The following is a 24141-nucleotide window of genomic DNA, read 5'->3' on the forward strand; positions in this document are numbered from 1 at the left end:
ACGTGGCGCAGTCCACAGCGGGCTGTCGCGGATCAAGCTGTCGTGACGGCGGTACGGCCGGGACAATGCCACTGAATGGCTTTGTCGCCTTTTCCGGGCGGGTCGTTCGTGCCGCTGGGCACGCATGCTCGTTCTTCACTGCGGGGCGGTCGGTGCGCCGTTCCGGATGAGCTGGTCGTAGGGAGCACTAACCGATGGGCGAGGGGTACGCATGACGGACACCGGCCAGGTCCCGGGCGAGGGGCTGCCGGAGAGCGCAGGCATGGTGGAACAGCCGGGCGTCTCCGCACACGGCGCGTACACCTACCTCTCCGAGACCACCGCCGAGGACGAAGACCTGCTGCTGCCGGGCGCCCAGGGCGCATGGGGCAACGAGGTACCGCCGCCTCCCCCGGAGCCGGTTGTGGAGACCGTCCACGAGCCGGAGCCGCACGAGAGGGACGGCCGCGACAGCGGCTCCGTCGACCTCGGCGGCGTACGCCTGCCCGAGACCGGCCCCGTGTCCGTCCCGCCGTCCCCGATCCTCTCGGTCCCGCACGACCCCGCGACGGCCCCGGCGGTCCCGAGACGCCCCCTGCACCTCGGCCCGCCGATTCCCGACGCCTCGGCCAGCCCGGTCCGTTCGCTCGCCGACCGCGGTCCCGCCGGGACACCCGTACGGCAGCCCGGTCCGCCGGCGCCCGGCCCCGAGTACCTCGACGCGCAGCCGTTGCGTGACCTCGCCCCGCAGGGCGCGGCGCCCTGGGGCGCGGCTCAGACGGAGCCCCAGGCGGCGGCCCAGGCTCAGGTGAGCCCCCCGGCGGAGGCTGCCGAAACGGTTGTTCCGGCCTCCGACCCGGGCACCGGCCCCTCCGGACCGGCCCAGGCCACCCTGGCCAGGCTCGCCGCGCAGGCCGCCACCGCGAGTGCCACGACCGAGGCCGCCGCTGCCGCCGCGCACGCGGCGGCGCAGGAGGCGGGCACCGGGCCGGTCGCTCAGGAACCGGACCCGGCGCAGGGCGTACATGAAGCCGCCGGGGCGTACCCGGCAGCCGCAGACGAGGGCGCCGAGGCGGCCCACGCGCCCGATGCCGCACAGGGCTCCGAGCCCGCACAGGACCCGGAGGCCGTCTCTGGCGCCGGTGCCGCACCCGCTCCCGCTCCCGAAGCCGTCCAGGGCCCGGAGGCCGTCCACCTCGCGGAGGCGGTGCCTGGCCCCGAGGACGCCGAGCCCGCCCCGGACGCCGAGGCGATCGAACAGGCGCCCGCGCCGCAGGACCTCCCGGTCGACGGGGAGGCGGAGGCGCCCGGCGAGCCGCTCCCGGAAGTCCCCGAAGCCCCGGAAGCTGCCGCAGCCCCCGAAGCCGTCGAAGCCCCGGAAGCTTCCGAAGCCCCGGAAGCTTCCGAAGCCCCGGAGGCCGAGCAGGCGCCGGTGCTGGAAGAGGCACAGGTCCAGGAGGCTCCGACCGGAACTCCGGAGACCCACCAGCCCGTCGAGGCTCTTGAGCCCGTCGAGCCCGTCGAGCCCGTCGAGCTCGTCGAGCCCGCGGTCCACGCCGCCGACGTTCACCCAACCGCCGAGGCCACCGAAGTCCCCGAGGCCGCTGAGACCAGTGACGGCGTCCAGGCCACGGAGCATGTTCCGTCGCCCGAGGACACGCCGGTGCCGGACACCGGGGCCCGGTCAGGCGTCACCGCTCCGGAACCGGTTCAGGCAGCCGCGCCCGCCGCCGAGCCCCCGCAGGCCGAGCCGGGCCCGGCCGCTCAGGGTGCCGCCGTACCGACGGCACCCACCGGCCACGACGTTCCCGAGCAGGTCCAGGGTCCTCGGTCGGAGCCCCAGTCGGGGCACCCGTCGGCGGGTGACCAGGCGCAGCCCACCACCCTCGTACCGGAGCAGTCGCACGCCGGGCCCCAGGCCCCGGAGGCCGGCCCCGCAGAGCCGGGCACCCCCGACGCCGCCACGCCTGAGCCCGTGCACCCCGAGGGGGGCACCGAGCCCCGGACGTCGGCCCCCCAGCCGGCCGACGAGCCCGCCACCCCGCCCGTCCGGGCGCCCGAGCCCGTCGCCGAATCCCCGGCTCCCGCCGCCGAGCAGATCCCCGCCCAGGCCGACCCCGCCGCGGCGGTCGGCAGCGTGCCCGCGCAGCCGCAGCCGGACCAGCAGCCGGGGGCGTTCGTGCCCGTGCAGGGCTCCGTGCCGGACAGCCCCCACCTCGCCACGGTCCCCGCCCCCCGGGAGGCCGACCACGCGCCGGCGCACCGGGACGAGGGGCCCTACCCCGACGTCGTACAGCACGCGGAGGACCTGGACACCAGGGCCGCCGACCAGGAAGAGAGCACGGCCGAAGTGGCAGAAGCACGACAGCCCACCGGCCCGGCCGCGCCCGGCTACGACGACGCCGAGCGTGAGGCCGTGCTCAAGGTGATGCGCGAGCGACGCGACATCCGCAACGGCTTCCGCAGCGACCCGATCCCGCACGAGGTGCTGCTCCGCGTCCTGGAGGCGGCCCACACCGCGCCCTCCGTGGGCCACTCGCAGCCCTGGGACTTCGTCGTCATCCGGTCCGCCGACACCCGGCGCAGCATGCACGAACTGGCCATGCGCCAGCGCGACGCCTACGCCAAGTCCCTCCCGAAGGGCCGGGCGAAGCAGTTCAAGGAACTCAAGATCGAGGCCATCCTCGACACCCCGGTGAACATCGTGGTCACCGCCGACCCGACCCGCGGCGGCCGGCACACCCTGGGCCGGCACACCCAGCCGCAGATGGCGCCATACTCCGCCGCGCTCGCCGTGGAGAACCTCTGGCTCGCCGCCCGCGCCGAGGGCCTCGGCGTCGGCTGGGTCAGCTTCTTCGACGAGCGCGAGATGGTCCGCGCTCTCGGCCTGCCCGAGCACCTGGAGGTCATCGCCTACCTGTGCGTCGGATACGTCGACGAGTTCCCGGACGAGCCCGAGCTGCTGCAGGCCGGCTGGTCCAAGCGGCGCCCGCTGTCCTGGGTGGTGCACGAGGAGACGTACGGCCGCCGGGCCCTGCCCGGCGAGGACCCGCACGACCTGCTCGCCGAGACGGTCTCCCAGATCCGCCCGCTGGACGCCAAGGCGCTCGGCGAGGCCTGGGAGCGCCAGAAGCGGATGACCAAGCCGGCCGGCGCGCTCGGCATGCTGGAGATCATCTCCGCGCAGCTGTCCGGTCTCTCGCGCCAGTGCCCGCCGCCGATCCCGGAGCCCGCCGCCGTCGCGATCTTCGCCGGCGACCACGGTGTGCACGCCCAGGGCGTCACCCCGTGGCCGCAGGAGGTCACCGCACAGATGGTGGCCAACTTCCTCGGCGGGGGAGCGGTCTGCAACGCCTTCGCGAGCCAGGTGGGCGCCGAGGTCTGCGTCGTCGACGTGGGTGTGGCCGCCGAACTGCCCGCCACGCCGGGCCTGCTGCCCCGCAAGGTCCGCGCTGGCACCTCCGACATGACCACCGGTCCCGCGATGACCCGCGAGGAGGCCAAGCAGGCCATCGAGGTGGGCATCGAGACCGCCCGCGACCTGGTGGCGGCCGGCAACAAGGCCCTGCTCACCGGTGAGATGGGCATCGCGAACACCACCGCCTCCGCCGCCCTGATCTCCGTCTACACGGGCGCGGACCCGTCCGAGGTGACGGGCCGTGGCACCGGCATCAACGACGAGACGCTGGCCCGCAAGACCGAGGTGGTCCGCCGCGCCCTCGAACTGCACAAGCCGGATCCGGCCGACCCCATCGGCGTCCTCGCGGCGATCGGCGGCTTCGAGCACGCGGCCATGGTCGGCCTGCTCCTCGGTGGCGCCTCGCTGCGTACGCCGGTGATCCTGGACGGCGTCAGCGCGGGTGCCGCCGCGCTGGTCGCCCGCGCGATCGCCCCCGAGGTGCTCGCCGCCTGCATCGCTGGCCACCGCAGTGCCGAACCCGGGCACGTGGCCGCCCTCAACAAGCTCGGCCTGCGCCCCCTGGTCGACCTCGACCTGCGCCTCGGCGAGGGCACGGGCGCGCTGCTCGCCCTGCCGCTGGTGCAGAGCACGGCCCGGGCGATGCACGAGGTGGCCACGTTCGATTCGGCGGGGGTGACGGAGAAGTAGGCCCCAGCAGCGGCGGTCCGGTGTTCAGCCAGCGGACCCCCGCGCGGCCTGCCCAGCCCACACCATAAAATCCGCACGTCAGGGCCGCTCCGACGCAGCAGCGGCCCACCAGCACCGCCTGCGCGAGGAGCCGTACCTCATGGCCGAACACCCCGCCTACCCCGTAGGCCTCCGCCTCACCGGACGCAGGGTCGTCGTCCTCGGCGGCGGCCAGGTCGCCCAGCGCCGCCTTCCGGCACTGATCGCCGCGGGTGCGGACATCCACCTCGTGTCCCCCGAGGCGACCCCGTCCGTCGAGGCCATGGCGGACGCGGGCGAGATCACGTGGGAGCGGCGCCCCTACGCGGAAGGCGACCTCGCGGACGCGTGGTACGCCCTGATCGCCACCAGCGCCCCCGAGGCCAACACCGCGGCCTCCGCCGAAGCGGAACGCCACCGCGTGTGGTGCGTCCGCTCCGACGACGCCGACGCTGCGACCGCCTGGACCCCGGCCACCGGCCACAGCGAGGGCGTCACCGTCGCCGTGCTCACCACCGACGTCCGGGGCCGCGACCCCCGGCACACCGCCGCGATCCGCGACGCCGTCGTGGAGGGGCTGCGCGACGGCACCCTGGTGGCACCGCACCACCGCACCCGTACCCCCGGCGTCGCCCTGGTCGGCGGGGGCCCCGGCGACCCGGACCTGATCACCGTCCGAGGCCGGCGTCTCCTGGCCGAGGCCGACGTCGTCATCGCCGACCGCCTCGGTCCGCGCGACCTGCTCGCCGAACTCCCCTCGCACGTCGAGGTGATCGACGCGGCGAAGATCCCGTACGGTCGTTTCATGGCCCAGGAGGCCATCAACAACGCGCTGATCGAGCATGCCAAGCAGGGCAAGTCCGTCGTACGCCTCAAGGGAGGCGACCCGTACGTCTTCGGCCGGGGCATGGAGGAGGTCCAGGCGCTGGCCGAGGCCGGGATCCCGTGCACGGTCGTCCCCGGCATCTCGAGCTCGATCTCGGTGCCCGGCGCGGCCGGCATCCCGGTCACGCACCGGGGTGTCGCCCATGAGTTCACGGTCGTCAGCGGCCATGTCGCCCCTGACGACGAGCGCTCCCTGGTCGACTGGCCGTCACTGGCCAGGCTCACCGGCACCCTGGTGATCCTGATGGGCGTCGACAAGATCGGGAAGATCGCCGAGACGCTCGTCGCCCACGGCAAGTCCCCCGAGACGCCCGTCGCCCTGGTCCAGGAGGGTACGACGGCCGCGCAGCGCCGCGTCGACGCCACCCTCGCGACGGTCGCGGACGCCGTGCGCACCGAGGACGTGAAACCCCCGGCGGTCATCGTCATCGGCGAGGTGGTCGCGGTGGGAACCACCCCCTCCGTTCTCCTGCCCGAGTAACCGCGGGTAACCCACCCGTTCCGAGCCGTTGGCACCGCAACCAGGACAAGGCAGTATCGCTCTGTGGCCGATCTCATCACCGTTGAGGACCCCGCCGACCCGCGCCTGCGCGACTACACGGGCCTGACCGACGTCGAGTTGCGCCGCAAGCGCGAACCGGCCGAGGGACTGTTCATCGCCGAGGGCGAGAAGGTCATCCGGCGGGCCAAGGAAGCGGGCTACGAGATGCGCTCGATGCTGCTCTCGGCCAAGTGGATCGACGTCATGCGCGACGTCATCGACGAACTCCCGGCCCCGGTCTACGCGGTGAGCCCCGAGCTCGCCGAACGGGTCACCGGCTACCACGTGCACCGCGGCGCCCTCGCCTCCATGCAGCGCAAACCGCTCCCGACGGCGGCCGAACTGCTGCAGGACGCGCGCCGAGTCGTGATCATGGAAGCGGTCAACGACCACACCAACATCGGCGCGATCTTCCGGTCGGCGGCCGCCCTCGGCATGGACGCGGTACTCCTGTCTCCGGACTGCGCCGATCCGCTCTACCGCCGAAGCGTCAAGGTGTCGATGGGCGCCGTCTTCTCGGTGCCGTACGCCCGCCTCGACACCTGGCCCAAGGGCCTGGAGTCGGTCCGCGAGGCGGGCTTCAGCCTCCTCGCGCTCACCCCCGACGAGAAGGCGAGGACCCTCGACGAGGCGGCCCCGCACCGGATGGACCGCGTCGCGCTCATGCTGGGCGCCGAGGGTGACGGGCTGTCCACCCAGGCCTTGGTCGCCGCCGACGAATGGGTGCGCATCCCCATGGCCCACGGTGTCGACTCCCTGAACGTCGGCGCGGCGGCCGCGGTCGCCTTCTACGCCGTGGCCACCGGCCGCCCGGAGGCGTAGACCTCAGCGCGCCCGACGTATCCCCGGCGCTGCTCCATCGCTGAAGGCCATGCCGCGCGGGCGCAGAGCCGTCAGCCGGGCTGGATGGTGATGGTGCAGAGGCGCTTGGTGGCCCGGGTCAGGGCTACGTACAAGTCCCTTTCCCCACCGGGGCGGGCCATGGTGATTTCCTCGGGGTTCATGACGACGACCCCGTCGAATTCCAGGCCGCGTGCTTCGGACGCCGGCACGATGCGTGCGTGGTGAGCGATGCCCCGGGCCGTCAGCTCGCTCACCCTGGTGTCCGCGCAGATCACGCCCAGAAGCTCGCCCGGGTGCGCGGTGCTCTGGGCGCGGAGTTCCGAGACGACGGCGGCGACCAACCCGTTCGGAGGTGTGGTCACGGTGCGGGGGCTCTCACCGCTTCGCAGCGACCGTGTGGGTTGCTGGTCCGGAGCGATCCGCGTGAGCAGGTCCCGGACGCTCTCCAGGATCTCCTGCGTGGTGCGGTAGCTGACGGTCAGGTCGTGCAGTTTGAACCGCCCTCCGACGTGAGGGCTCAGCGCTTCCTTCCAGTCGCGTGCTGTCGCGACCGGGCCTGCCTGGGCGAAGTCACCCACCAGCGTCATCGCCCTTGCCGGGCAGCGGCGGACGATCATCCGCCACTGCATGGCGGTCAGTTCCTGCGCCTCGTCGACGACGACGTGCCCGTACGTCCGCTCGGGGGGACCGTCGACCAGGCTCGCCGCCTCGTCCAGCAACGGCACATCGGCATCGGTCCACGGGGCGTCCGGACCGCGCAGCAGAAGGGACCGCTCCTGCGCGGTCAGGCGGGGCAGGAACTCGGCGAGAGCGTCGGCGTTCGTCAGGAGCGCCTTCACGAGGTCACCGGGTGCCAGCCGCGGCCACAACATCTCGACCGCTCGGTCGACGCCGACGTCGTCGAGGAGATCGGCCCGGATGGCGTCCAGGTCCAGCTCGTGGACCGGACCCGAGTCGGCCGCACCTTCGGCACGGCGCTCGGCGGCTCCCGTGAACCGGTCGAGGTTGATGCCCGTCATCCTTTCGGCATCGGCGTCGATCTGCTCCAGGAGGTCGCCCATGTCTTGTTGCATGGCGTCGGTGACGGCGTCGACCAAGAGCTCTTTGAACACCTGGCGCGCGGGGTTGTGCCCCGGTGCGGCTGCCACGGCGGCCTCGCGTGCCCTGGCGACCTCCTCGCCGGAGAGGCGAACCAGTTCCTGTCCGACCCGCACGGTGAAGTCACCGGCGGGGGCTTGGTGGACGCGCAGCAGACCGGAAAAGGCGTCGGCGAGGTCGGAGCCGCCCTTGAGACGCGCCGTATCGAACGGGTCCACCGCGTCCGTGGACACTCCGGCCAGTTCCCGGCACGTCGCCAGAACGACGTCGTTCTCTCCGAGCGAGGGAAGGACCTGGGAGATGTAGTCGAGGAACCGGGCGTTCGGGCCCACCACCAGGACACCCTGCTCCGCGGCGCGCGGGAACGCGTACAGGACATAGGCCGCCCGGTGCAGGGCGACCACCGTCTTGCCGGTGCCGGGACCGCCCTGCACCACGGTCACCCCGCGGTGGGCGGAGCGGACGATCTCGTCCTGCTCGGCCTGCAGCGTCGCGACGGCCGCGCGCATCCTGCCCGTACGCCGTGCCGACAGAGCCTCGGTCAACGGGCCGTCCCCCACGACGTCCTCGTCGGTGGGGGCGGTCCCGTCCAGCAGTTCGTCGCTCACCGAGACGACCGTGCGCTCCTCCAGGCGAAGGTGCCGGCGCCGCCGGAGGTTCATCGGGTGGACCGGTGTCGCCTCGTAGAAGGGCCGCGCCGCGTTCGCGCGCCAGTCCACGAGCAGAGGCAGGTCGTCCTCCTCCGTGTGCAGTCCGATCCGCCCGATGCGCAGGACCGTGCCATCCGTCCAGTCGATGCGCCCGAAGACCAGCCCCTTCTCGGCGCCCTCCAGCCGGCCGATCTCCTTGGCCAGACGCTCGGCGGCCGTTTCTCTCTCGTGCGCCTCACCTGCGCTGTCCGCCGGAGCCTTCAGCACCTTCGCTCGCTGTCCTTGCGCCTCGGAAAGCCGCTCGGTGAGCAACTCGTACAACGAAGACACATAATCCTGCTCCGATGCAACCGCACGGACAGCGGGATCATTCATTTTCGACAACAGGGGGCTCCTTCGATTGGAGCCACACCATACGGTCAAGGTTCCCTGAAGATAAGTCTTGACTTACCTGGCGAAGTTATGTCCCTGCGGCTGAAATCGCGCTCGGGAAAAGGGAGACATCTGGTCTCTTCGTCTGGCGGCCCGACCGGCGGCACGCTGCTGTTGGTCGCGGTCGCCCCAGAGAACGGATCGGTTGATTCTCACCCCGTTCGCCGCCGCGACGCCCGGCGTGTGGCCGAAGGAACGTTTCACGATAGGCGGCCGACGCGTCCAATGGCCCCGTTCAATTCAGGGGTTCGCGGCGGCTCGAATCCCATCGGATCCGACGGTGATTGCGGACAGGATTTGGTGACTGGTTTTGGTGACGAGTTTTGGTGACAGATAAGGTTCCGATTAACCGCACGAAGGGGCCCTCGGTGGCGAACCTGATCTAATTTCCGATGAAGTACCTGGGCGGACGTCCCAGCACCGGAGACCGCGGTCACCCTCGTCGGCTCGCTACTCCCGCAGATCCGACGGCGGCAACGGCACAAGCGCATGCCGCGCGTGTACGACGCTCCCGGCGCCGCCCAGCCCGCGCGCCGGCCCCTGGCAGCCCTGGGCCGCCGCGATGCCGAGCGCGACCAGCAGGGTCACCACGACGAACACGAACAGCCGCTGCCGCAGCAGCCGGGGGTTGGCGGGCCGCCGCCCGGTTCCCGTGGGCCGCGGACGTCCGGGGCCACCGCGCTGACCGGGACGCCCCGCGCCGCCGGACCGGGTGGTGCCCCGCGAGGCGGGGGTCGCCCGCCCGCCGCCGGTACGCGACCCGTCCGACCGTGACGGCACCCCCCCGCCACGCGGCAGACCGCTACCGCGCGGCGGCGTGCCGCCCGCGCCGCCCCGCACGGGCATCCCGCCGCGTGCCGCCGGGGTGCCCTGCGAGGGCGCCGGTCGCCGCTGCGCGCGCTGCGCCTCCGGATAGGTCTCGGCGAGCCGCCCGGTGGGCCGGTCCGCCTCGGCGGCGCGCGGCGCGGGCGGCCGGACGGCGGCCAGGCCATGCGCCTCGCGCGCCGCGATCTCCTTCAGCCGCAGCGACAGCTGCAGCGTGCTCGGCCGCTCCTCGGGGTCTTTCGCCAGACAGGCGCGCACGAGCGGCGCGAGCGCGTCCGGCACGCCGTGCAACTGGGGCTCCTCGTGCACCACCCGGTACAGCATCACCTCGGAACTGCCGTGCCCGAACGGGGAGTCACCCGTCGACGCGTACGCCAGGGTCGCCCCCAACGAGAACACGTCCGTGGCCGGCGTGACCGCGGCGCCGCGCACCTGCTCGGGCGCGAGGAAGCCGGGGGAGCCGACGGCCGTGCCGACGTGCGTGAGCGTCGAGGCGCCGGTGGACCAGGCGATGCCGAAGTCGATGATCCGCGGCCCCTTCGGGGACAGCAGGATGTTGGACGGCTTCAGGTCCCGGTGCACCACCCCGGCCTCGTGCACCGCGACCAGCCCCTCGGACAGGGCCGCCCCGATGGAGGCCGCCTCGGCCGCACCGAGCGGGCCCTCGTCGGCGACCTTGTCGTGCAGGGAGGGACCGGGCACGTACTGCGTGGCGAACCACGGCCGTTCCGCCTCCAGATCCGCCGCCACCAGCCGCGCCGTACACCCGCCCCTGATCCGCCGCGCCGCCGAGACCTCACGCGCGAACCGCGACCGGAACTCCTGGTCCTCCGCCAGGTCCGGCCGGATGACCTTCAGGGCGACCCGCTGCCCCTTCTTGTCGGAGCCCAGGTAGACAACCCCCATGCCGCCCGCGCCGAGCCGTCTGTGAAGCCTGAACGAGCCGACGACGCGCGGGTCCTCGCGCCTCAGGCGCATCATCGCCATGTTCATCCCCGCTGCCCGGTCCGTGTGACGTGGCACAGCTTACGTTTCCACGGCCCGCTGCGCGCAGAGGCCGCGCCCTCTCGCCTCGATGGATTGTCAGTGCGGGGCGGGAGACTTGAGGAGTGGTCAGGGAGCGGTCACGAACCGCGCCCTTGGCCACCCAGTGGCCTCAACCATCCATCCTGGAAGGGGGATTGGACGCGTGAAGGGTGACCGCGTGGAGATAGTCGTGGACGCGGGGGACGCGACACGGACGTACGAGGTGGTCGCGAGCCGGGCGGGTCGTCGAGTGGAGACGGCGGTACGGCGGGGTGCGGTCGAAGTGAGCGAAGTCACTCGGTGGGGGTCCCCCCCCTCGCCCTTGAGGCAGTGGGGGAGGCGGCGTGGTCCGCACGGCCCGTTTCATGGCGGACAGGGTCCTGGCCCTGGTCGAGCAACCGGTGCCGCGCGAGGACAGCTCGGAAAACCAGGGACACTCCGGGCGTCCCCTCCGGGAAGACCCCGAGACGTAGGGCCGCATCTCCACCCAGGGGAGTACTCCGCAGGTGACGGCTCATCCTTCGGGAGGCCCGTCAATCGGTACGACGGCATGACGCCCGTCGTCGCCGACCCGCCTAGATTGGGGGTCAAGCGGCGGGTGCAGCACTCGTCCCCCGAGGTCAAGACACCCGCCGCTGCCAAGGACAACTGAAACGGTCAGGAGAGGGACCATGGCCCACACGGCTCCGCGGACACTCATCCGCACACAGGCACGCAGCGCGCGCCCCCGCCGTACCGGCCGTCGCCACCCGCTGGTGGCGACCGCGATGGTCCTCCCCCTGGCGGCCCTGCTCGTCTACGCCTTCGGCGGATGGGAAGCAGTGGTCACACAGGCGTCGTCCGTGGGTGTGATGCTGGGGCGCTGAACAGCGACCCCAGGCCCGGAAGAGCGGTCCGGGCGGGGACATCCACCCATGAAACCCCGTGGGGACGGGGGTGCGGCGGACGGCACAGATGCCGGCGCAGCTGGGGAGCTGCGCCGGCATAACCCCTGCCCCCTGAACCGGCGCGCGCTTTCGCGGACGCGGTTGCTGTGGTTGGCCGCGCTACCCGTCCCACGCAGCCGCGGGCAGTCGTGCCTCCCCCAGTGCCTCGAGGGCCTGGGGGGACCCCCAGGGCGGCACGCGTGGGCGGTGGGGGTCCCCCCGCTCGAGCGAAGCCGAGAGTGGGGGAAGCACCCCGTCAGCGCCGGGCCACGCGCCCCCACCCGCACGGAGCCCGGGCAGCATTCGACCCCGGCCCACCGCGCACCCACGTACCCTTCGCAGAAACGTCGCCGCGTTCCAGAGGACCCCGTGACCGCAGACCTCCTGCTGCCGCAGCTGACCGAGAAGGTCACCGCCGCCGCCCACCCCGGCGGAGCCCCCTGTGCCTGCGGAACCGCCCCCGTCACCCTGGCCGACCGCCCCGACGTCACCGTCGTCCGGCACGCCGGAACCGTCGCGAAGGCCCACGCTCCGGACACGGACCCCGCGGAGCTGACCCTGCGCCTCGCCACCGCCGCCCGCCTGCCGGGCATACTCCTCGCGCCGATCGGCCCGGCCCCGGTCACCGTGAACAACCGGCTCGTCACCTTCTGGCCGTACGGCACCTCCGTGGACCCGGACGACCCCGACGCCGCCCCCTGGGAAGCCGCGGCCACCCTCCTCGCCCGCCTCCACCAGGCGCCCGTGCCCACCACCGCACCCCCGATGCGCGGCCCCGCCAAAGCCGCTCGTGCCCTGGCCAGGCTCCGGACGGCCCTCGCCGGGGAAGACCATCCCGCCGCACGTCCCGTTCTGCGCGCCTGGGCCGCCCTCCCCGCGTGGGCCCGCGCCGAGGCGCCCATGCCCGGCACCGCCGCCCTCTGCCACGGCGACCTCCACTTCGGTCAGCTCGTCCGGCACCCGGCCCCGGACGGCTCCTGGCGGCTCATCGACGTCGACGACCTCGGGGTGGGCGTCGCGGCCTGGGACCTGGCCCGTCCCGCCGCCTGGTACGCCTGCGGACTCCTCCCGCCCGACGAGTGGGCCCGCTTCCTCGCCGCCTATCGCGCCGCGGACGGCCCGGCCGTGCCCCCGGACGGGGACCCCTGGCCCGCCCTGGACGTCCCGGCCCGTGCCCTCACCGTCCAGACCGCCGCCCTGGTGATCAGCAAGGCCCGTGCCGCGGACCGGCCGCTGGACGAGGTGGAGCAGTCCGTCGTCGACGCCTGCGCGCGGATGGGTTCCGTACCGGCCGAGTTGTCGCACGGATTCCCGAAGTAGGGTGCAACCGACCGGGGCCGCACGGAGTCTGTCCTGGGGAAACGCGAAGCAGGACCAACCGGCGAGGAGTTGAGCCGATCAATGAAGTGCCCCAAGTGCCACGCGGAGATGCACACGTACAACCGCAACGGCGTCCAGATCGAACAGTGCAGCGGCTGCCGCGGCATCTTCCTCGACTACGGTGAGCTGGAGGCCCTCACGCGCCTGGAGTCCCAGTGGTCCCAGCCCGCCCCGCCGCCTCCGCCCGCCCCGCAGGCCTACCCGGCTCCGCCGGCGCCCGCCTGGGGCGCTCCGTACGGCGGCGGTCATGGCGGTCACGGGGGCCACTACGGCGGTCACGGCGGCCACCACCGCCACAAGAGCTTCGGCCACATGCTGTTCTCCAGCTGACCCGCCGTCCACCGGCAGCCACCGGGTGCACGACGAAGCCCCCGACCGTACGAGACGGCCGGGGGCTCCGGTGTGCGTGGACGATACTGGGATTGAACCAGTGACCTCTTCCGTGTCAGGGAAGCGCTCTCCCGCTGAGCTAATCGTCCTGGGTGCTGCGTGCGCGATACTGGGATTGAACCAGTGACCTCTTCCGTGTCAGGGAAGCGCTCTCCCGCTGAGCTAATCGCGCGGGTACGGATCTTGCCGAAGGTGTCGGCAGATCCCGTGGACGATACTGGGATTGAACCAGTGACCTCTTCCGTGTCAGGGAAGCGCTCTCCCGCTGAGCTAATCGTCCATGGAGGTGGAGACGGGATTTGAACCCGTGTAGACGGCTTTGCAGGCCGTTGCCTCGCCTCTCGGCCACTCCACCAGGAGTGTGTAGGGGACCGGGAAGTCCCCTCTCCTTCGAGCGGACGACGAGGTTCGAACTCGCGACCTCAACCTTGGCAAGGTTGCGCTCTACCAACTGAGCTACGTCCGCCTGTCGTTTCGGACCGCTTGCGCGTCCCGGCGACGTGTTGAACTCTAGCGGATTCCCGGGCCAGCACAAAAACGCGTTTGCGCAGCGTGCTGCGCTGCGCCCGGGAGACGCCGTGGTCAGGCCGCCTGCGGGACACCTCAGGGTCTCCCGCGCGACACCCGCCATAGACTCGGCCGTGTGCTCCACCTGCCCCCTCTCGCCCGCTTCGGCGACCGCGTCGCCACCGGTCTCCTCGATGTGACCAGCGACCCGGCGGCGCTGGACTCCACCGGCTTCTGGGCCGTCTGCGCCGACTTCGAGGGCCGTCTGACCTGCGCCCGCTTCGCGGACGTGAGGGAGCGACCGGTGCCCGCGCCGGTGCCGGGGCGGTGGCGCGGCCCGGCCGTGGACGCCTGGTCGTCGTCGCTCGACCGCGACGCGTACACCGCGGCCGTACGCCGGATCCGCGCACACATCGCGGCCGGCGAGGTCTATCAGGCCAACCTCTGCCGCGTCCTGACCGCGCCCGTCGATCCCGACGCCGATGTGGACGCCCTCACGGCCCTGCTGGCGCGCGGCAACCCGGCCCCGTATGCGGGAACGATTCGGCTGCCGGGGCACGGCGTCGAGATCGCCACCGCCTCGCCCGAACTCTTCCTGCGGCGGGACGGGCGGACGGTCGAGTCCGGGCCGATCAAGGGCACCGGGCGCACCGAGGCGGACCTCCTGGAGAAGGACTACGCCGAGAACGTGATGATCGTCGACCTGGTCCGCAACGACGTCGGGCGTGTCTGCGCCACCGGCAGCGTCACCGTCCCGGACCTCTGCGCCGTGGAGAAGCACCCCGGCCTGGTCCATCTCGTCTCCATGGTCCGCGGCGAGCTGCGCGACGGCGCCGGCTGGCCCGAACTGCTCGCCGCCGCCTTCCCGCCCGGCTCGGTCACCGGCGCCCCCAAGTCGAGCGCCCTGCGCATCATCGACGCCCTGGAGACGGCACCCCGCGGCCCGTACTGCGGTGGCATCGGCTGGGTCGACGCCGACCGGGGCACGGGCGAGCTGGCCGTGGGCATCCGTACCTTCTGGATCGACCGAACGCAGGGTGTCCTCAGATTCGGCACCGGCGCCGGGATCACCTGGGGGTCCGACCCCGAAGGGGAGTGGCGGGAGACCGAGCTGAAGGCGTCCCGCCTGCTCGCGGTAGCGTCGGGGGTGCACGAGGAGAGTGGAGGGGCGCATACATGAAGATCTGGCTGGACGGCGGGCTGCAGGACGTCGACACCGCCCGTGTCTCCGTCTTCGACCACGGGCTGACCGTGGGCGACGGCGTCTTCGAGACGATCAAGGCGGACCACGGCAAGCCCTTCGCGCTCACCCGGCACCTCGACCGGCTGACCCGATCGGCCCGGGGCCTGGGACTGCCCGACCCCGACCATGACGAGGTGCGCCGCGCCTGCGCGGCCGTCCTCGAGGCCGATCCCGTGCCGCTCGGCCGGCTGCGCATCACCTACACCGGTGGCCACGGACCGCTCGGCTCGGACCGCGGCGATCAGGGCCCGACCCTGGTGGTCGCCCTGGGCGAGACCAGCCGCCGCCCCGACTCCACCGCCGTGATCACCGTCCCCTGGACCCGCAACGAGCGGGGCGCCCTCACCGGACTGAAGACCACCTCGTACGCCGAGAACGTCGTCGCCCTCGCCCGCGCCCACGAACAGGGCGCCTCCGAGGCGCTCTTCGCCAACACGGTCGGCCGGCTGTGCGAGGGCACGGGCTCGAACGTGTTCGTCGTCCTGGACGGAGAGATCCACACCCCGCCGCTCGCCTCCGGCTGTCTGGCCGGCATCACCCGGGCGCTGACCGCGGAGTGGACCGGCGCGAAGGAGACCGATCTGCCGCTGGACGTCCTGGAGCGCGCCGACGAGGTCTTCCTGACGTCCACGCTGCGGGACGTGCAGGCCGTGCACCGGGTCGACGGCCGGGAGCTGCCCGGCGCTCCCGGGCCGGTGACCGCCAAGGCGATGCGGGTCTTCGAAGAGCGCTCCGGGCACGACCTCGACCCCTGAGGGCCCGGTAGAACGGGCTGAGGTGGTCCTTCGCGGTGGGTAGAACTCCTCTGATGACGACGACCCTGCGGCCGACCGAGCCGCTTCAGCAACACCCGGACGGAACACGCTCGCGGCGCTACCAGGTGTGTGTCAACGGCCGCCCGGTGGGTGGAGTACGCGTGTCCACACACCCCGAGTACGGGCACGGCGTGGCCCGTCTCGAAGACCTGCACATAGAGGAACCGGACCGCGGGCGGGGCCGGGGCACGGTGGCGGTGCTCGCCGCCGAGGAGGTCGCTCGTGGCTGGGGGTGCCGGCGGGTGGAGATATCCGTGCCCGAGGAGTCCGCCGCGGCGCTCCGGCTCGCCACGGCGCTCGGGTACGTGCCGCGCAACCGGAACATGGCCAAGCGCCTGGCCGGCGCACCGCCGGAACTGCCCCCCGGCAGCACGGCCCGGCCCATGTCGGAGGACGAGTTCGGCCCGTGGCTGGCGGATGACCGGGAGCGCTTCGCGCGCAGCATGATCACGAGGGGTGTGCCCGAGGCGGAGGCGTACGCCAAGGCGGACGAGGGGCACGTCCTGCTCCTGCCGGACGGGCTGGCCACCGCGAACACGCTGATCAGCGTCCTGGAGCACGACGGGACCCCGGTCGGCACCCTGTGGGTGGGACTGGAGATGGCGCTGTGGCCGGACGCCGCCTACGTGCTCAACGTCGAGGTGCGCGAGGCGCAGCGGGGCCGCGGCCACGGACGGACACTGATGCTGCTGGCGGAGGCGCAGGGCATCGGCGCCGGCAAGGGCCGCATCGCCCTGAACGTCTTCGCCGGCAACACCCCGGCGGAGCGGCTCTACTCGGCCCTGGGCTACGAGCCGACCGCGCACCACCTCTACAAGGAGCTGTGCTGAGCATCCTGGGCGGGCCGGTTCCGGGCGGGCGCCGAGCACCCGCTCACAGCGCGCGCCGAGCACCCGCTCACAGCGCGCGCCGAGCACCCGCTCACAGCGCGCGCCGAGGACCCGCGGGAGGGTCCTGTCGCCGCACCTACGCGTCCCCGGCCAGCAACCGGTCCGCGATCTCCTCGACCCGCTCGCGCAGGCCTTCCTGGCTCTTGCCCCCGTCGAGGCGTTCGCCTCCGATGACGTACGTCGGGGTGCCGGTGACGCCGATGGCCTTGCCCTCGGCCTGGTCGGCGTCGACGATCAGGATGTGCCGGCCGTCGATCAGGGCGGTGTCGAACTCTTCGGCGTCCAGTCCGAGCTCCCGGGCCACCTCGACCAGGAAGGGTTCTCCCTTACGGTCCAGCTCCTCGACGCGAGCCAGGACCGCCTCGACGTACGCCCAGCCCTGCCCCTGCTCCAGCGCCTCCTCGGCGGCCTGCGCGGCGGCGAACGCGTGCTTGTGCTTCTCCAGCGGGAAGTGCCGCAGCCGCAGCTCCAGCCGCTCGCCGTAGCGGGCGCGCAGGGCGCGCAGGTCGGCCAGGGCGGTGCGGCAGTCAGGGCACTGGAGCTCGCACCAGACGTCCAGCACGGGGACGGCGGTGCGCGCGGGGGAGGGGTCGCTCATGAGCACCAGTCTCCCAGTCCGGACCCCACCGACCCAATCGGCCCGATCGGCGCCGTACGCCGTGACCGGCACCTGGGGAGGAGGTGACCCGGAGATGTCCCTGATGTCGGGCCGGGGCATGGCCCCGCAGGCACCGGGCGGTGCACGATGGAACGGACAGGGTGCCGTGACCGAGCCGCCAGGAGGACCGGATGATTGCCGAGACCGTCTGCTCCGCCGTGTCCGCGGCCGGCCTGGGCATCGCGGTGGTCACCGCGTACCGCAGGCGTTTCCTGGCCGCCGCCCGGATCGCGGCCTACTCGCTCGTGCCGGTGGGGCTGGTGATGACCGGCGTCGTCGGCTGGCTGGCCGACACCGCGTTCAGCCCGACGGCCTGGGCGGGCTTCGGGGTGCTGGGCGCGGCCTGGGCCCTGTTCGCGACGACCCGGGCCGTGGAGCGCCGACGCGGGGGCACCCGTGCCGAGCGCAAGGCGGCCAGGGCGGCGAGCCGCGAGGCGGTCGCCCCGGCGGCCTCGGCGCCCTCCCTCGGCCCGGCCACCCGCCCGGCCCCCCGTCCGGCCGCCCGCCCCGCCGCGGCCCCTCGCGCCGGTGACTCCGCGGACGACTTCAGCGACATCGAGGCCATCCTCAAGAAGCACGGAATATGACGTCGTCCGACAACCACGCACACGACACAGATCGTCTCCGGCGTGCCCTCAAATGATCACTGCTGGGCCGGAACCGAACCGACATCGATGAATTCGGCGAGCTGCCGCTCATTCCTGGCGTGTTGATCGCGGCCCCGGTGCCCTCTGGTCCATCATCACCGCGAGATGCTGGACACGTCAGAGAGCGAGGCCGCGCCGCCGAAGGACGAGCCGCGCGGGTGCCTCTTCGCCCTTTCCCAGCCACCGCTGATGATCTTCCTTGCGGTGATCGGGTGTCTGCTCCTCATGGCTGCGCTGCACGATCTGCTGTTGCTGTGAGCCGTACACGCCCGTCCCCGGCGTCACCCGCCGGGGGCGGCGTCGACACCGGGCGACCGCCTCGGCATCAGCCGGCCGCTTCCTTCCGGCGGGCCCGGTAGGCGGCGACGTGCAGCCGGTTCCCGCAGGTGCGGGAGTCGCAGTAGCGGCGCGAGCGGTTCCGGGAGAGGTCGACGAAGGCCCGTCGGCAGTCGGGCGCCTCGCAGCGCCGCAGCCTTTCCTGCTCTCCGGCCACCACGAAGAACGCGAGTGCCATCCCGCAGTCGGCGGCGAGGTGATCGGCCACCGAGGCGCCGGGCGCGAAGTAGTGCACATGCCAGTCGTAGCCGTCGTGATCCGTCAGCTGGGGCGTGGTGCCCGCGGCGGCGACCAGCTCGTTGATCATCCCGGCGGCGATACGGGCGTCCGATGCGGCGAAGACCCCAGCGAACCGCCCGCGGACCTTGCGCACCGCTGACAGGTCGAACTCCGAGAGCGCCCCGACACCGCTGATCTCGTGCTTGCGCACGAAGTCCGCCAGAGCCGCGACGTCCGGCAGCCCGTCCGCCGCCGCGTCCTCCTCCGGCACGGTGTTCACCAGATCCACCACGGTGTCGAGGGCACACCGGGTGTCGTGGGTGATCAACACGTTTTGCTCCCTGGCCTGGGGGTCGGGCGGGCGCCCGCCGATGCTGGCCGATGGTAGCGACATCCGCGCGCGCCGCACCCGGCCCCGCCCCGTAGTCGGCTGCCGGTAGAACGGCTACGCGCCGGCCGGCGTTCCCGTCGTGCCGCGGCCGGCCCGGGCGGGAGAGCACTCGCACACCGACGCCGTCCCCGTGAACACGTACGGTGACGGCGCCGGTCATGCCGTATGCGGTTGTCCTGGCCCGAGAGCCGTCCGAGCCGTCTCCCCGAGTTGGACGGCGTCGGCCGGCTTCGAGATCCCGCGACCTAGCTTTCCGCCAGGATGTGCGAGAGCTCCTGATCCAGATCGAAGTGCCGGTGTTCCGTGCCGGGCGGCACGGCCGCGTCCGTCCGCTTCAGGAAGGACTCCAGGGCCCGCGCCGGGGCCTCGAGCAGGGCTTCCCCCTCCGGGGAGCTCAGGGCGATGCACACGACGCCCTGACCATGACTCCGGGACGGCCAGACGCGGACGTCGCCGGTGCCGGTGGGACGATGAAGCCCCTCGGCGAGGAGGTCGCGGGCGAACACCCACTCGACGGTCTCCTCGGCTCCGGTGTGGAAGGTGGCGTGCACGGCGTAGGGGTCGGCCGTGTCGTACCGCAGGCCTGCGGGGACAGGCAGGGAGGACTCGCTCGACACAACGAGGCGCAGGTGCAGCTCGCAGCTGACCGTGGTGTTCATAAGCGCCAGGGCCTTTCGCTCAGTGTGCGCTCGGGGATTCGCACGTCGGCGAAATCGACATGCCACCTACGGTGCCGTTGTAAACCCCTCTGAGTGTTTTGCGTGTGTTTACGTAACTCTTCCGGCCGAGGGCGGGTCTGAGACGTACGCCCATTCCGGTGATTGGTTTCGCTCCGGTAGGGTTTGGTCGTATGAATACGGGGAGTAACGAGCCTGGCGGGGTTGCTGTGGCGTCGGACGAGGCGGAGGAGATGAGGGACCGGGCGCGGGACGAGCGGGGACTCGGATCGAGGGCACCGGAATTCATCAAGGCCCGGCGTGCACTGCACCTGAGCTGGCAGGTCGGCGTCTTCGTCGTCGGGCTGGCGGTCGTGGCGGCGGGGATCGTCATGCTGCCGCTGCCCGGGCCGGGCTGGGTCGTGATCTTCGGTGGCATGGCCATCTGGGCGACCGAGTTCGTCTGGGCCCAGCTCGTGCTCCGCTGGACCAAGCGCAAGGTCACCGAGGCCGCGCAGCGAGCGCTCGATCCGAAAGTGCGCCGCCGGAACATCATCCTGACCTCGGTCGGGCTGGTGGTCGTGGGCGTCCTCGCCGGGATCTACCTGTGGAAGTTCGGCTTCGTGATGCCCTGGAAGATCGGCGGCCAGTGACCTGGCCCGGGGGCGTCCCGACCGGTTCCGCCGGCTGGAGCCGGGCGGCCGGGCCGCGAGCCCTGCCCGTGGTCGGAGGTGCTCGCCGGATCGGGTAATGTTCTTCCTGCGCCCGGGCGATTAGCTCAGTGGGAGAGCGCTTCGTTCACACCGAAGAGGTCACTGGTTCGAACCCAGTATCGCCCACCACCCGGAACCGACGGCCCACCTGCGACACCGCAGGTGGGCCGCGGTCGTGCAACCCGGCCGCGCCGCTGCGGCCCGCGCCCGCCACACCCTCGGGCCGCGCCCCTCCGGTCCCGCTCTCGCGCCCCGAGCGGCGGGCGTGGGTGGCGACCGGCAAGCCCCGGCAGTGGCGGAGGAGCGCAGATGCGGGCCGCGGCGCGTGAGTGGAAGAAATGGGCCGCCGCTGAACCTCGCCACCTGCGCCCATGAGAGTGGTTCGTGACCCATTTCTTCCCATTGCCGCACGTTGTGAGCGTGGGGCCGGTGTGACCCGAGTCGTCCGGTGGGCCCCGGTGGGCGTCGGGCGGCGGGTCCGGTGAGCCGGAGGTTCGGCGGACCCGCTGGGTCTCGCCGCGGCTTCCGCCGCTCCTTCCGTCGCGCGCGTCCCCCCTCCGACGCCCTCACCTGCGACGTCCCCGACCCGCCCGCTCCGGGGCGCCGATCCCGCCGTACGCCCCGGCAAGAAAATCCTGTCCGAATCATTGACGCACCCCGGACCCCTCCGTACCTTGTGCCAGCAAGCGCTTACTTGAAACGATTCATGACTGCCCACGAGGCTTCGGGGAGGCCCAACAGTGGTGACCGGCACGAATGTTGAGAGGCGTACGATCCTGAAGGCGGCCGGGGCGGGGGCGGCCGCGCTCGGGCTGACCGCCACGACGGGCTGCGGGGGCGACAGCGGATCCGGGGACGGAACGGTCACGATCCGTTACTCCTGGTGGGGTGCGGAGGACCGCGCCCAGCGCATCAACAAGACCATCGCCCTCTTCGAGAAGAAGTACCCGAAGATCAAGGTGAAAACGGACTTCCAGCCGTACACCGACTTCTGGAAGAAGTTCAACACCCAGGCCTCCGGCGGAAATCCGCCGGACGTCTTCCAGAACGCCATAGGCTTCCTGCGCAAATACGACGCCAAGAATGTGCTGCTCGATCTCAACGAGCAGGTCGAGGCGGGCCACCTTTCCATGGACGGATTTCGGGCCGGGCTGGCGAAGTTCGGCGAGGTCGACGGAAAGCTCCTAGGAGTGCCGGTCGGTTCCAACTCGATGGCACTGGTGATCGACAAACACGTCTACACCAAGGCCGGCGTCAAGCCGGAGCAGGGCTGGACCTGGGGCGACTACCACGCGGCGATGAAGAAGATCCGCGACAGGACGGGGCGCGCCGGCGACACCGGTCCGTACAACATCATGTACCTGTACGACCTCAACCTGCGCCAGCACGGCAAGGCGTTCTTCACCAAGGACGGACTCGGCTTCACCGAGGCGGACCTGACGGACTGGTGGACGGAGGCCAAGAGGGGGGTGGAGGAAGGCATCTACGCCGACGTGAAGAAGGTCGACCAGATCAAGCCCAAGTCGGCGGTCACCGGTGAACTCTCCGGCGGCGAGTTCACCTGGGACAACTTCACCGTCCGCTACACCTCCGAGGGCAAGAGCGAGTACGGCCTCGCACCCATCCCCACCACGGACGGCAAGAAGACCGGCCAGTACCTCGGCTCCCTCATGCTCAGCGCCTCCAGGCGCACCCAGCACCCCAAGGAAGTCGCCCAGTTCATCGACTTCATGGTGCACGACCCACAGGTCGCCAGGATCATGGGCTACGACCGTGGTGTCCCCGCGACGCAGGCCCAGTACGACGCGTTCAAGCCGACCGACCCGGTCAACAAGGCGATCGCCGCCTACGAGGAGTCCCTCGTCAAGGCGGGTGTCCTGGAGCCCATCACCCCGCACCCCAGCGGCGCGGACATCTGTGAGGCCGCGTTCCTGCGCATCGGTGAGGAGCTGGGGCTGGGCAAACGCTCGGTGGACGAAGCCGTCAAGCAGTTCTTCGCCGAGTCGAAGACGGCTCTCACCAGCTGATGGGAAGCGCCGTGACACATGCCCCTGCGATGGAGGGCCTGTCCAAGGACTCCGAGCCGCGGCGCGGTCCGGTGAAGTCCGAGCGCCCCGCCGCCCTCAAGCGGCGGCGGCGCCGGGAGAACCTGGCCGGCTATCTCTTCATGTCCCCCTGGATCGCGGGTTTCCTGCTGCTCACAGCAGGTCCGATGGCCGCCTCCCTCTACTTCGCCTTCACCGACTACAACCTGTTCGACCCGCCCAAGTGGATCGGCCTCCACAACTTCTCCGAGATGTTCGGTGATCCGCGCTGGCGCCACTCCGTGCGGGTGACGCTGTGGTACGTGGTCGTCGGCACGCCGCTCAAGCTTCTCGCGGCCCTCGGCGTGGCGCTGCTCCTGGCCCAGAAGCGGCGGGGGCAGGCCTTCTACCGAGCCGCCTTCTACGCCCCGTCGCTGATCGGGGCGAGTGTCTCGGTCGCGATCGTCTGGAAGGCCATCTTCTCGGACGACGCGATCGTCGACCGTACGCAGAAGCTCTTCGGTGTGCATGCCGGCGGCTGGACCGGCGACCCGGACCTGATCGTCTACAGCCTGGTGGCGCTCACCGTCTGGCAGTTCGGCGCCCCCATGGTCATCTTCCTGGCCGGCCTGAAGCAGGTGCCGCGTGAGTTGTACGAGGCGGCCGAGGTCGACGGGGCGGGCAAGCTGCGGCGGTTCTGGAACATCACCCTGCCGATGATCTCCCCGGTCCTCTTCTTCAACGTCCTGCTGGAGACGATCCACTCGTTCCAGATCTTCAGTTCCGCTTACATCGTCGGCGGTGGCGCCGGAGGCAATGCCTGCGGCCCCGCGGACGGTTCGATGGTCTATACCTGTTATCTCTACGTCCAGGGCTTCGAGAACAGCCGGATGGGCCTCGCGTCAGCCATGGCCTGGATGCTTCTCGTCGCGGTCGCCCTGGTGACGGCGGTGCTGTTCTGGTCCCAGAGGCGCTGGGTGCACTACGAGGAGGGCGCCTGATGAGCTCCCCCGATGTCTCGACTTCGCTCGGCCCGGGGGCACCCCCACCGGCCACTGACATCAAGCCGGCCGCCTCCACGAGGGCGGGCAGCCTCCGGCGCACGCTGCCCGGTTCCGCCGCCTGGCACATCGGGTCGCTGCTGGTCCTCGCGGTGATCCTCTATCCGGTGATCTGGCTCATCGGCGGCTCCTTCAAGAGGAGCGAGGACATCGTCGGCAGCCTGGACCTCTTCCCGGGGGATCCGGTCACCTCGAACTACACACGGCTGAGCAAGGGCATCGCCGACATCTCGATCTCCACCTTCTTCTTCAACTCGCTGACGCTCGCGATCGGTTCCGTGGTCGGGATCCTGTTGTCCTGCTCACTGACGGCGTACGCCTTCGCGAGGATCAGGTTCGCGGGCCGCAACGGCCTGTTCACCCTGATGATCGGCACCCTCCTGTTGCCGTACCACGTGCTGCTGATCCCGCAGTACGTGCTGTTCCGCAACATGCACATGATCAACACGTACACTCCGCTCCTGCTCGGCAAGTACCTGGCCACGGAGGCGTTCTTCGTCTTCCTGATGATGCAGTTCATGCGCAACCTGCCCAAGGAGCTCGACGAGGCGGCCCGCCTGGACGGCTGCGGGCACCTGCGCATCTACTGGTCCATCGTGCTGCCGCTGTGCCGTCCGGCTCTGATCACCAGCGCGATCTTCACCTTCATCAACTCCTGGAACGACTTCATGGGGCCGCTGATCTACCTCAACGAGCCCGACAAGTACACGGTCTCCCTCGGCCTGAAGATGTTCGTGGACCAGGAGGGCGTGGCCGACTACGGCGGGATGATCGCCATGTCGCTGGTCGCGCTGCTGCCGGTGCTGCTGTTCTTCCTCGCCTTCCAGCGGTACCTGATCGACGGTATGGCGACCTCCGGACTGAAGGGCTGACGGGACCG

The 24141-nt window shown here is 71.6% G+C and carries 20 protein-coding genes, 6 tRNA genes and 1 pseudogene; 17 read left to right on the forward strand and 10 right to left on the reverse strand.

The window, feature by feature from the left end; translation table 11 throughout:
- Positions 1-211 precede the first annotated feature (211 nt).
- The 3 genes from cobT to ACFYZQ_RS17870 all read left to right on the forward strand — a co-directional run bounded on the left by cobT (position 212) and on the right by ACFYZQ_RS17870 (position 6353).
- The gene (gene cobT / locus ACFYZQ_RS17860; RefSeq protein WP_389148056.1) at positions 212-4087 is read left to right on the forward strand and encodes a nicotinate-nucleotide--dimethylbenzimidazole phosphoribosyltransferase; all 3876 of its coding nucleotides are present in this window, start codon (positions 212-214) and stop codon (positions 4085-4087) included.
- A 139-nt stretch (positions 4088-4226) separates the two neighbouring features.
- Positions 4227-5471, forward strand: coding sequence for a uroporphyrinogen-III C-methyltransferase (gene cobA, locus ACFYZQ_RS17865; RefSeq protein ID WP_389148059.1), 1245 nt, complete (start codon positions 4227-4229; stop codon positions 5469-5471).
- 63 nt (positions 5472-5534) lie between these two features.
- Entirely contained in the window at positions 5535-6353 is an 819-nt protein-coding gene (locus tag ACFYZQ_RS17870; protein WP_389148062.1) for a TrmH family RNA methyltransferase, read from the forward strand.
- A gap of 71 nt (positions 6354-6424) precedes the next feature.
- Here ACFYZQ_RS17870 and ACFYZQ_RS17875 read toward each other — a convergent pair whose 3' ends face one another.
- Together ACFYZQ_RS17875 and ACFYZQ_RS17880 are read right to left on the reverse strand one after the other, a co-directional pair.
- Positions 6425-8452 carry a HelD family protein gene (locus ACFYZQ_RS17875; RefSeq protein ID WP_389148065.1) on the reverse strand — a complete coding sequence of 676 codons (2028 nt, stop codon included), beginning with the start codon at positions 8450-8452 and terminating at the stop codon, positions 6425-6427.
- Positions 8453-9004: 552 nt separating this feature from the next.
- Positions 9005-10372: a serine/threonine-protein kinase gene (locus ACFYZQ_RS17880; protein WP_389148484.1), complete on the reverse strand. Its 1368-nt coding sequence runs from the start codon at positions 10370-10372 to the stop codon at positions 9005-9007.
- 196 nt (positions 10373-10568) lie between these two features.
- Here ACFYZQ_RS17880 and ACFYZQ_RS17885 point away from each other — a divergent pair.
- From ACFYZQ_RS17885 to ACFYZQ_RS17900, 4 genes and pseudogenes are all read left to right on the forward strand, one after another.
- Positions 10569-10878 (forward strand): annotated as a pseudogene (locus tag ACFYZQ_RS17885) (hypothetical protein).
- A 198-nt stretch (positions 10879-11076) separates the two neighbouring features.
- Positions 11077-11271 carry a hypothetical protein gene (locus ACFYZQ_RS17890; RefSeq protein WP_389148068.1) on the forward strand — a complete coding sequence of 65 codons (195 nt, stop codon included), beginning with the start codon at positions 11077-11079 and terminating at the stop codon, positions 11269-11271.
- Positions 11272-11700: 429 nt separating this feature from the next.
- Positions 11701-12651, forward strand: a complete 951-nt coding sequence (locus ACFYZQ_RS17895; protein ID WP_389148071.1) for a phosphotransferase — start codon at positions 11701-11703, stop codon at positions 12649-12651.
- A gap of 81 nt (positions 12652-12732) precedes the next feature.
- On the forward strand, positions 12733-13041 hold the full coding sequence (locus ACFYZQ_RS17900) for a zf-TFIIB domain-containing protein (protein ID WP_388794513.1): 309 nt from the start codon (positions 12733-12735) through the stop codon (positions 13039-13041).
- A gap of 77 nt (positions 13042-13118) precedes the next feature.
- On the opposite strand, the gene ACFYZQ_RS17905 is transcribed toward ACFYZQ_RS17900, so the two are convergent.
- The 5 genes from ACFYZQ_RS17905 to ACFYZQ_RS17925 form a co-directional block, all read right to left on the reverse strand.
- Positions 13119-13190: transfer RNA gene (locus tag ACFYZQ_RS17905), tRNA-Val, on the reverse strand.
- An 11-nt stretch (positions 13191-13201) separates the two neighbouring features.
- A tRNA-Val gene (locus ACFYZQ_RS17910) sits at positions 13202-13273 on the reverse strand.
- Between the two features lie 36 nt (positions 13274-13309).
- A tRNA-Val gene (locus tag ACFYZQ_RS17915) sits at positions 13310-13381 on the reverse strand.
- A gap of 1 nt (position 13382) precedes the next feature.
- Positions 13383-13456 (reverse strand) — tRNA-Cys (locus ACFYZQ_RS17920).
- Between the two features lie 38 nt (positions 13457-13494).
- Positions 13495-13567 (reverse strand) — tRNA-Gly (locus ACFYZQ_RS17925).
- A 177-nt stretch (positions 13568-13744) separates the two neighbouring features.
- On the opposite strand from ACFYZQ_RS17925, the gene ACFYZQ_RS17930 reads away from it, so the two are divergent.
- From ACFYZQ_RS17930 to ACFYZQ_RS17940, 3 genes are read left to right on the forward strand one after another with little or no spacing between them, the layout of a single operon-like run.
- Entirely contained in the window at positions 13745-14788 is a 1044-nt protein-coding gene (locus tag ACFYZQ_RS17930; RefSeq protein WP_389148074.1) for a chorismate-binding protein, read from the forward strand.
- The gene (locus ACFYZQ_RS17935) at positions 14785-15606 is read left to right on the forward strand and encodes an aminotransferase class IV (protein WP_389148077.1); all 822 of its coding nucleotides are present in this window, start codon (positions 14785-14787) and stop codon (positions 15604-15606) included. The genes ACFYZQ_RS17930 and ACFYZQ_RS17935 overlap by 4 nt, the downstream gene beginning before the upstream one ends.
- Before the next feature lie 53 nt (positions 15607-15659).
- Positions 15660-16496 (forward strand): GNAT family N-acetyltransferase, encoded by an 837-nt coding sequence (locus tag ACFYZQ_RS17940; RefSeq protein ID WP_389148080.1) that lies wholly within the window; start codon positions 15660-15662, stop codon positions 16494-16496.
- Positions 16497-16632: 136 nt separating this feature from the next.
- Here ACFYZQ_RS17940 and ACFYZQ_RS17945 read toward each other — a convergent pair whose 3' ends face one another.
- Entirely contained in the window at positions 16633-17154 is a 522-nt protein-coding gene (locus ACFYZQ_RS17945; protein WP_389148082.1) for a DsbA family protein, read from the reverse strand.
- A 191-nt stretch (positions 17155-17345) separates the two neighbouring features.
- Between ACFYZQ_RS17945 and ACFYZQ_RS17950 the strand changes: the two genes are divergently transcribed.
- The gene (locus tag ACFYZQ_RS17950; RefSeq protein ID WP_389148085.1) at positions 17346-17801 is read left to right on the forward strand and encodes a hypothetical protein; all 456 of its coding nucleotides are present in this window, start codon (positions 17346-17348) and stop codon (positions 17799-17801) included.
- Between the two features lie 165 nt (positions 17802-17966).
- Positions 17967-18119, forward strand: a complete 153-nt coding sequence (locus ACFYZQ_RS17955; protein ID WP_167747935.1) for a hypothetical protein — start codon at positions 17967-17969, stop codon at positions 18117-18119.
- 67 nt (positions 18120-18186) lie between these two features.
- Here the strand turns inward: ACFYZQ_RS17955 and ACFYZQ_RS17960 are convergent, their stop codons facing one another.
- Together ACFYZQ_RS17960 and ACFYZQ_RS17965 are read right to left on the reverse strand one after the other, a co-directional pair.
- Positions 18187-18747, reverse strand: a complete 561-nt coding sequence (locus tag ACFYZQ_RS17960; RefSeq protein ID WP_389148088.1) for a CGNR zinc finger domain-containing protein — start codon at positions 18745-18747, stop codon at positions 18187-18189.
- Positions 18748-19052: 305 nt separating this feature from the next.
- A complete protein-coding gene (locus ACFYZQ_RS17965) occupies positions 19053-19466 on the reverse strand; it encodes an SsgA family sporulation/cell division regulator (protein ID WP_004002642.1) in 414 nt (137 codons plus the stop codon).
- Positions 19467-19657: 191 nt separating this feature from the next.
- Here ACFYZQ_RS17965 and ACFYZQ_RS17970 point away from each other — a divergent pair, with 191 nt between their 5' ends.
- From ACFYZQ_RS17970 to ACFYZQ_RS17990, 5 genes are all read left to right on the forward strand, one after another.
- The gene (locus ACFYZQ_RS17970) at positions 19658-20116 is read left to right on the forward strand and encodes a TIGR02611 family protein (protein WP_389148090.1); all 459 of its coding nucleotides are present in this window, start codon (positions 19658-19660) and stop codon (positions 20114-20116) included.
- A 114-nt stretch (positions 20117-20230) separates the two neighbouring features.
- Positions 20231-20305: transfer RNA gene (locus ACFYZQ_RS17975), tRNA-Val, on the forward strand.
- A gap of 611 nt (positions 20306-20916) precedes the next feature.
- Positions 20917-22203, forward strand: coding sequence for an ABC transporter substrate-binding protein (locus ACFYZQ_RS17980; protein WP_389148092.1), 1287 nt, complete (start codon positions 20917-20919; stop codon positions 22201-22203).
- Positions 22203-23201 carry a carbohydrate ABC transporter permease gene (locus ACFYZQ_RS17985; protein ID WP_389148095.1) on the forward strand — a complete coding sequence of 333 codons (999 nt, stop codon included), beginning with the start codon at positions 22203-22205 and terminating at the stop codon, positions 23199-23201. Before ACFYZQ_RS17980 ends, ACFYZQ_RS17985 begins: the two co-directional genes overlap by 1 nt.
- Positions 23201-24133 (forward strand): carbohydrate ABC transporter permease, encoded by a 933-nt coding sequence (locus ACFYZQ_RS17990; RefSeq protein ID WP_389148098.1) that lies wholly within the window; start codon positions 23201-23203, stop codon positions 24131-24133. The genes ACFYZQ_RS17985 and ACFYZQ_RS17990 overlap by 1 nt, the downstream gene beginning before the upstream one ends.
- The last annotated feature ends 8 nt before the right edge of the window (positions 24134-24141 follow it).

The sequence above is a fragment of the Streptomyces sp. NPDC001843 genome (genome assembly GCF_042891955.1).
GTDB lineage: Bacteria > Actinomycetota > Actinomycetes > Streptomycetales > Streptomycetaceae > Streptomyces.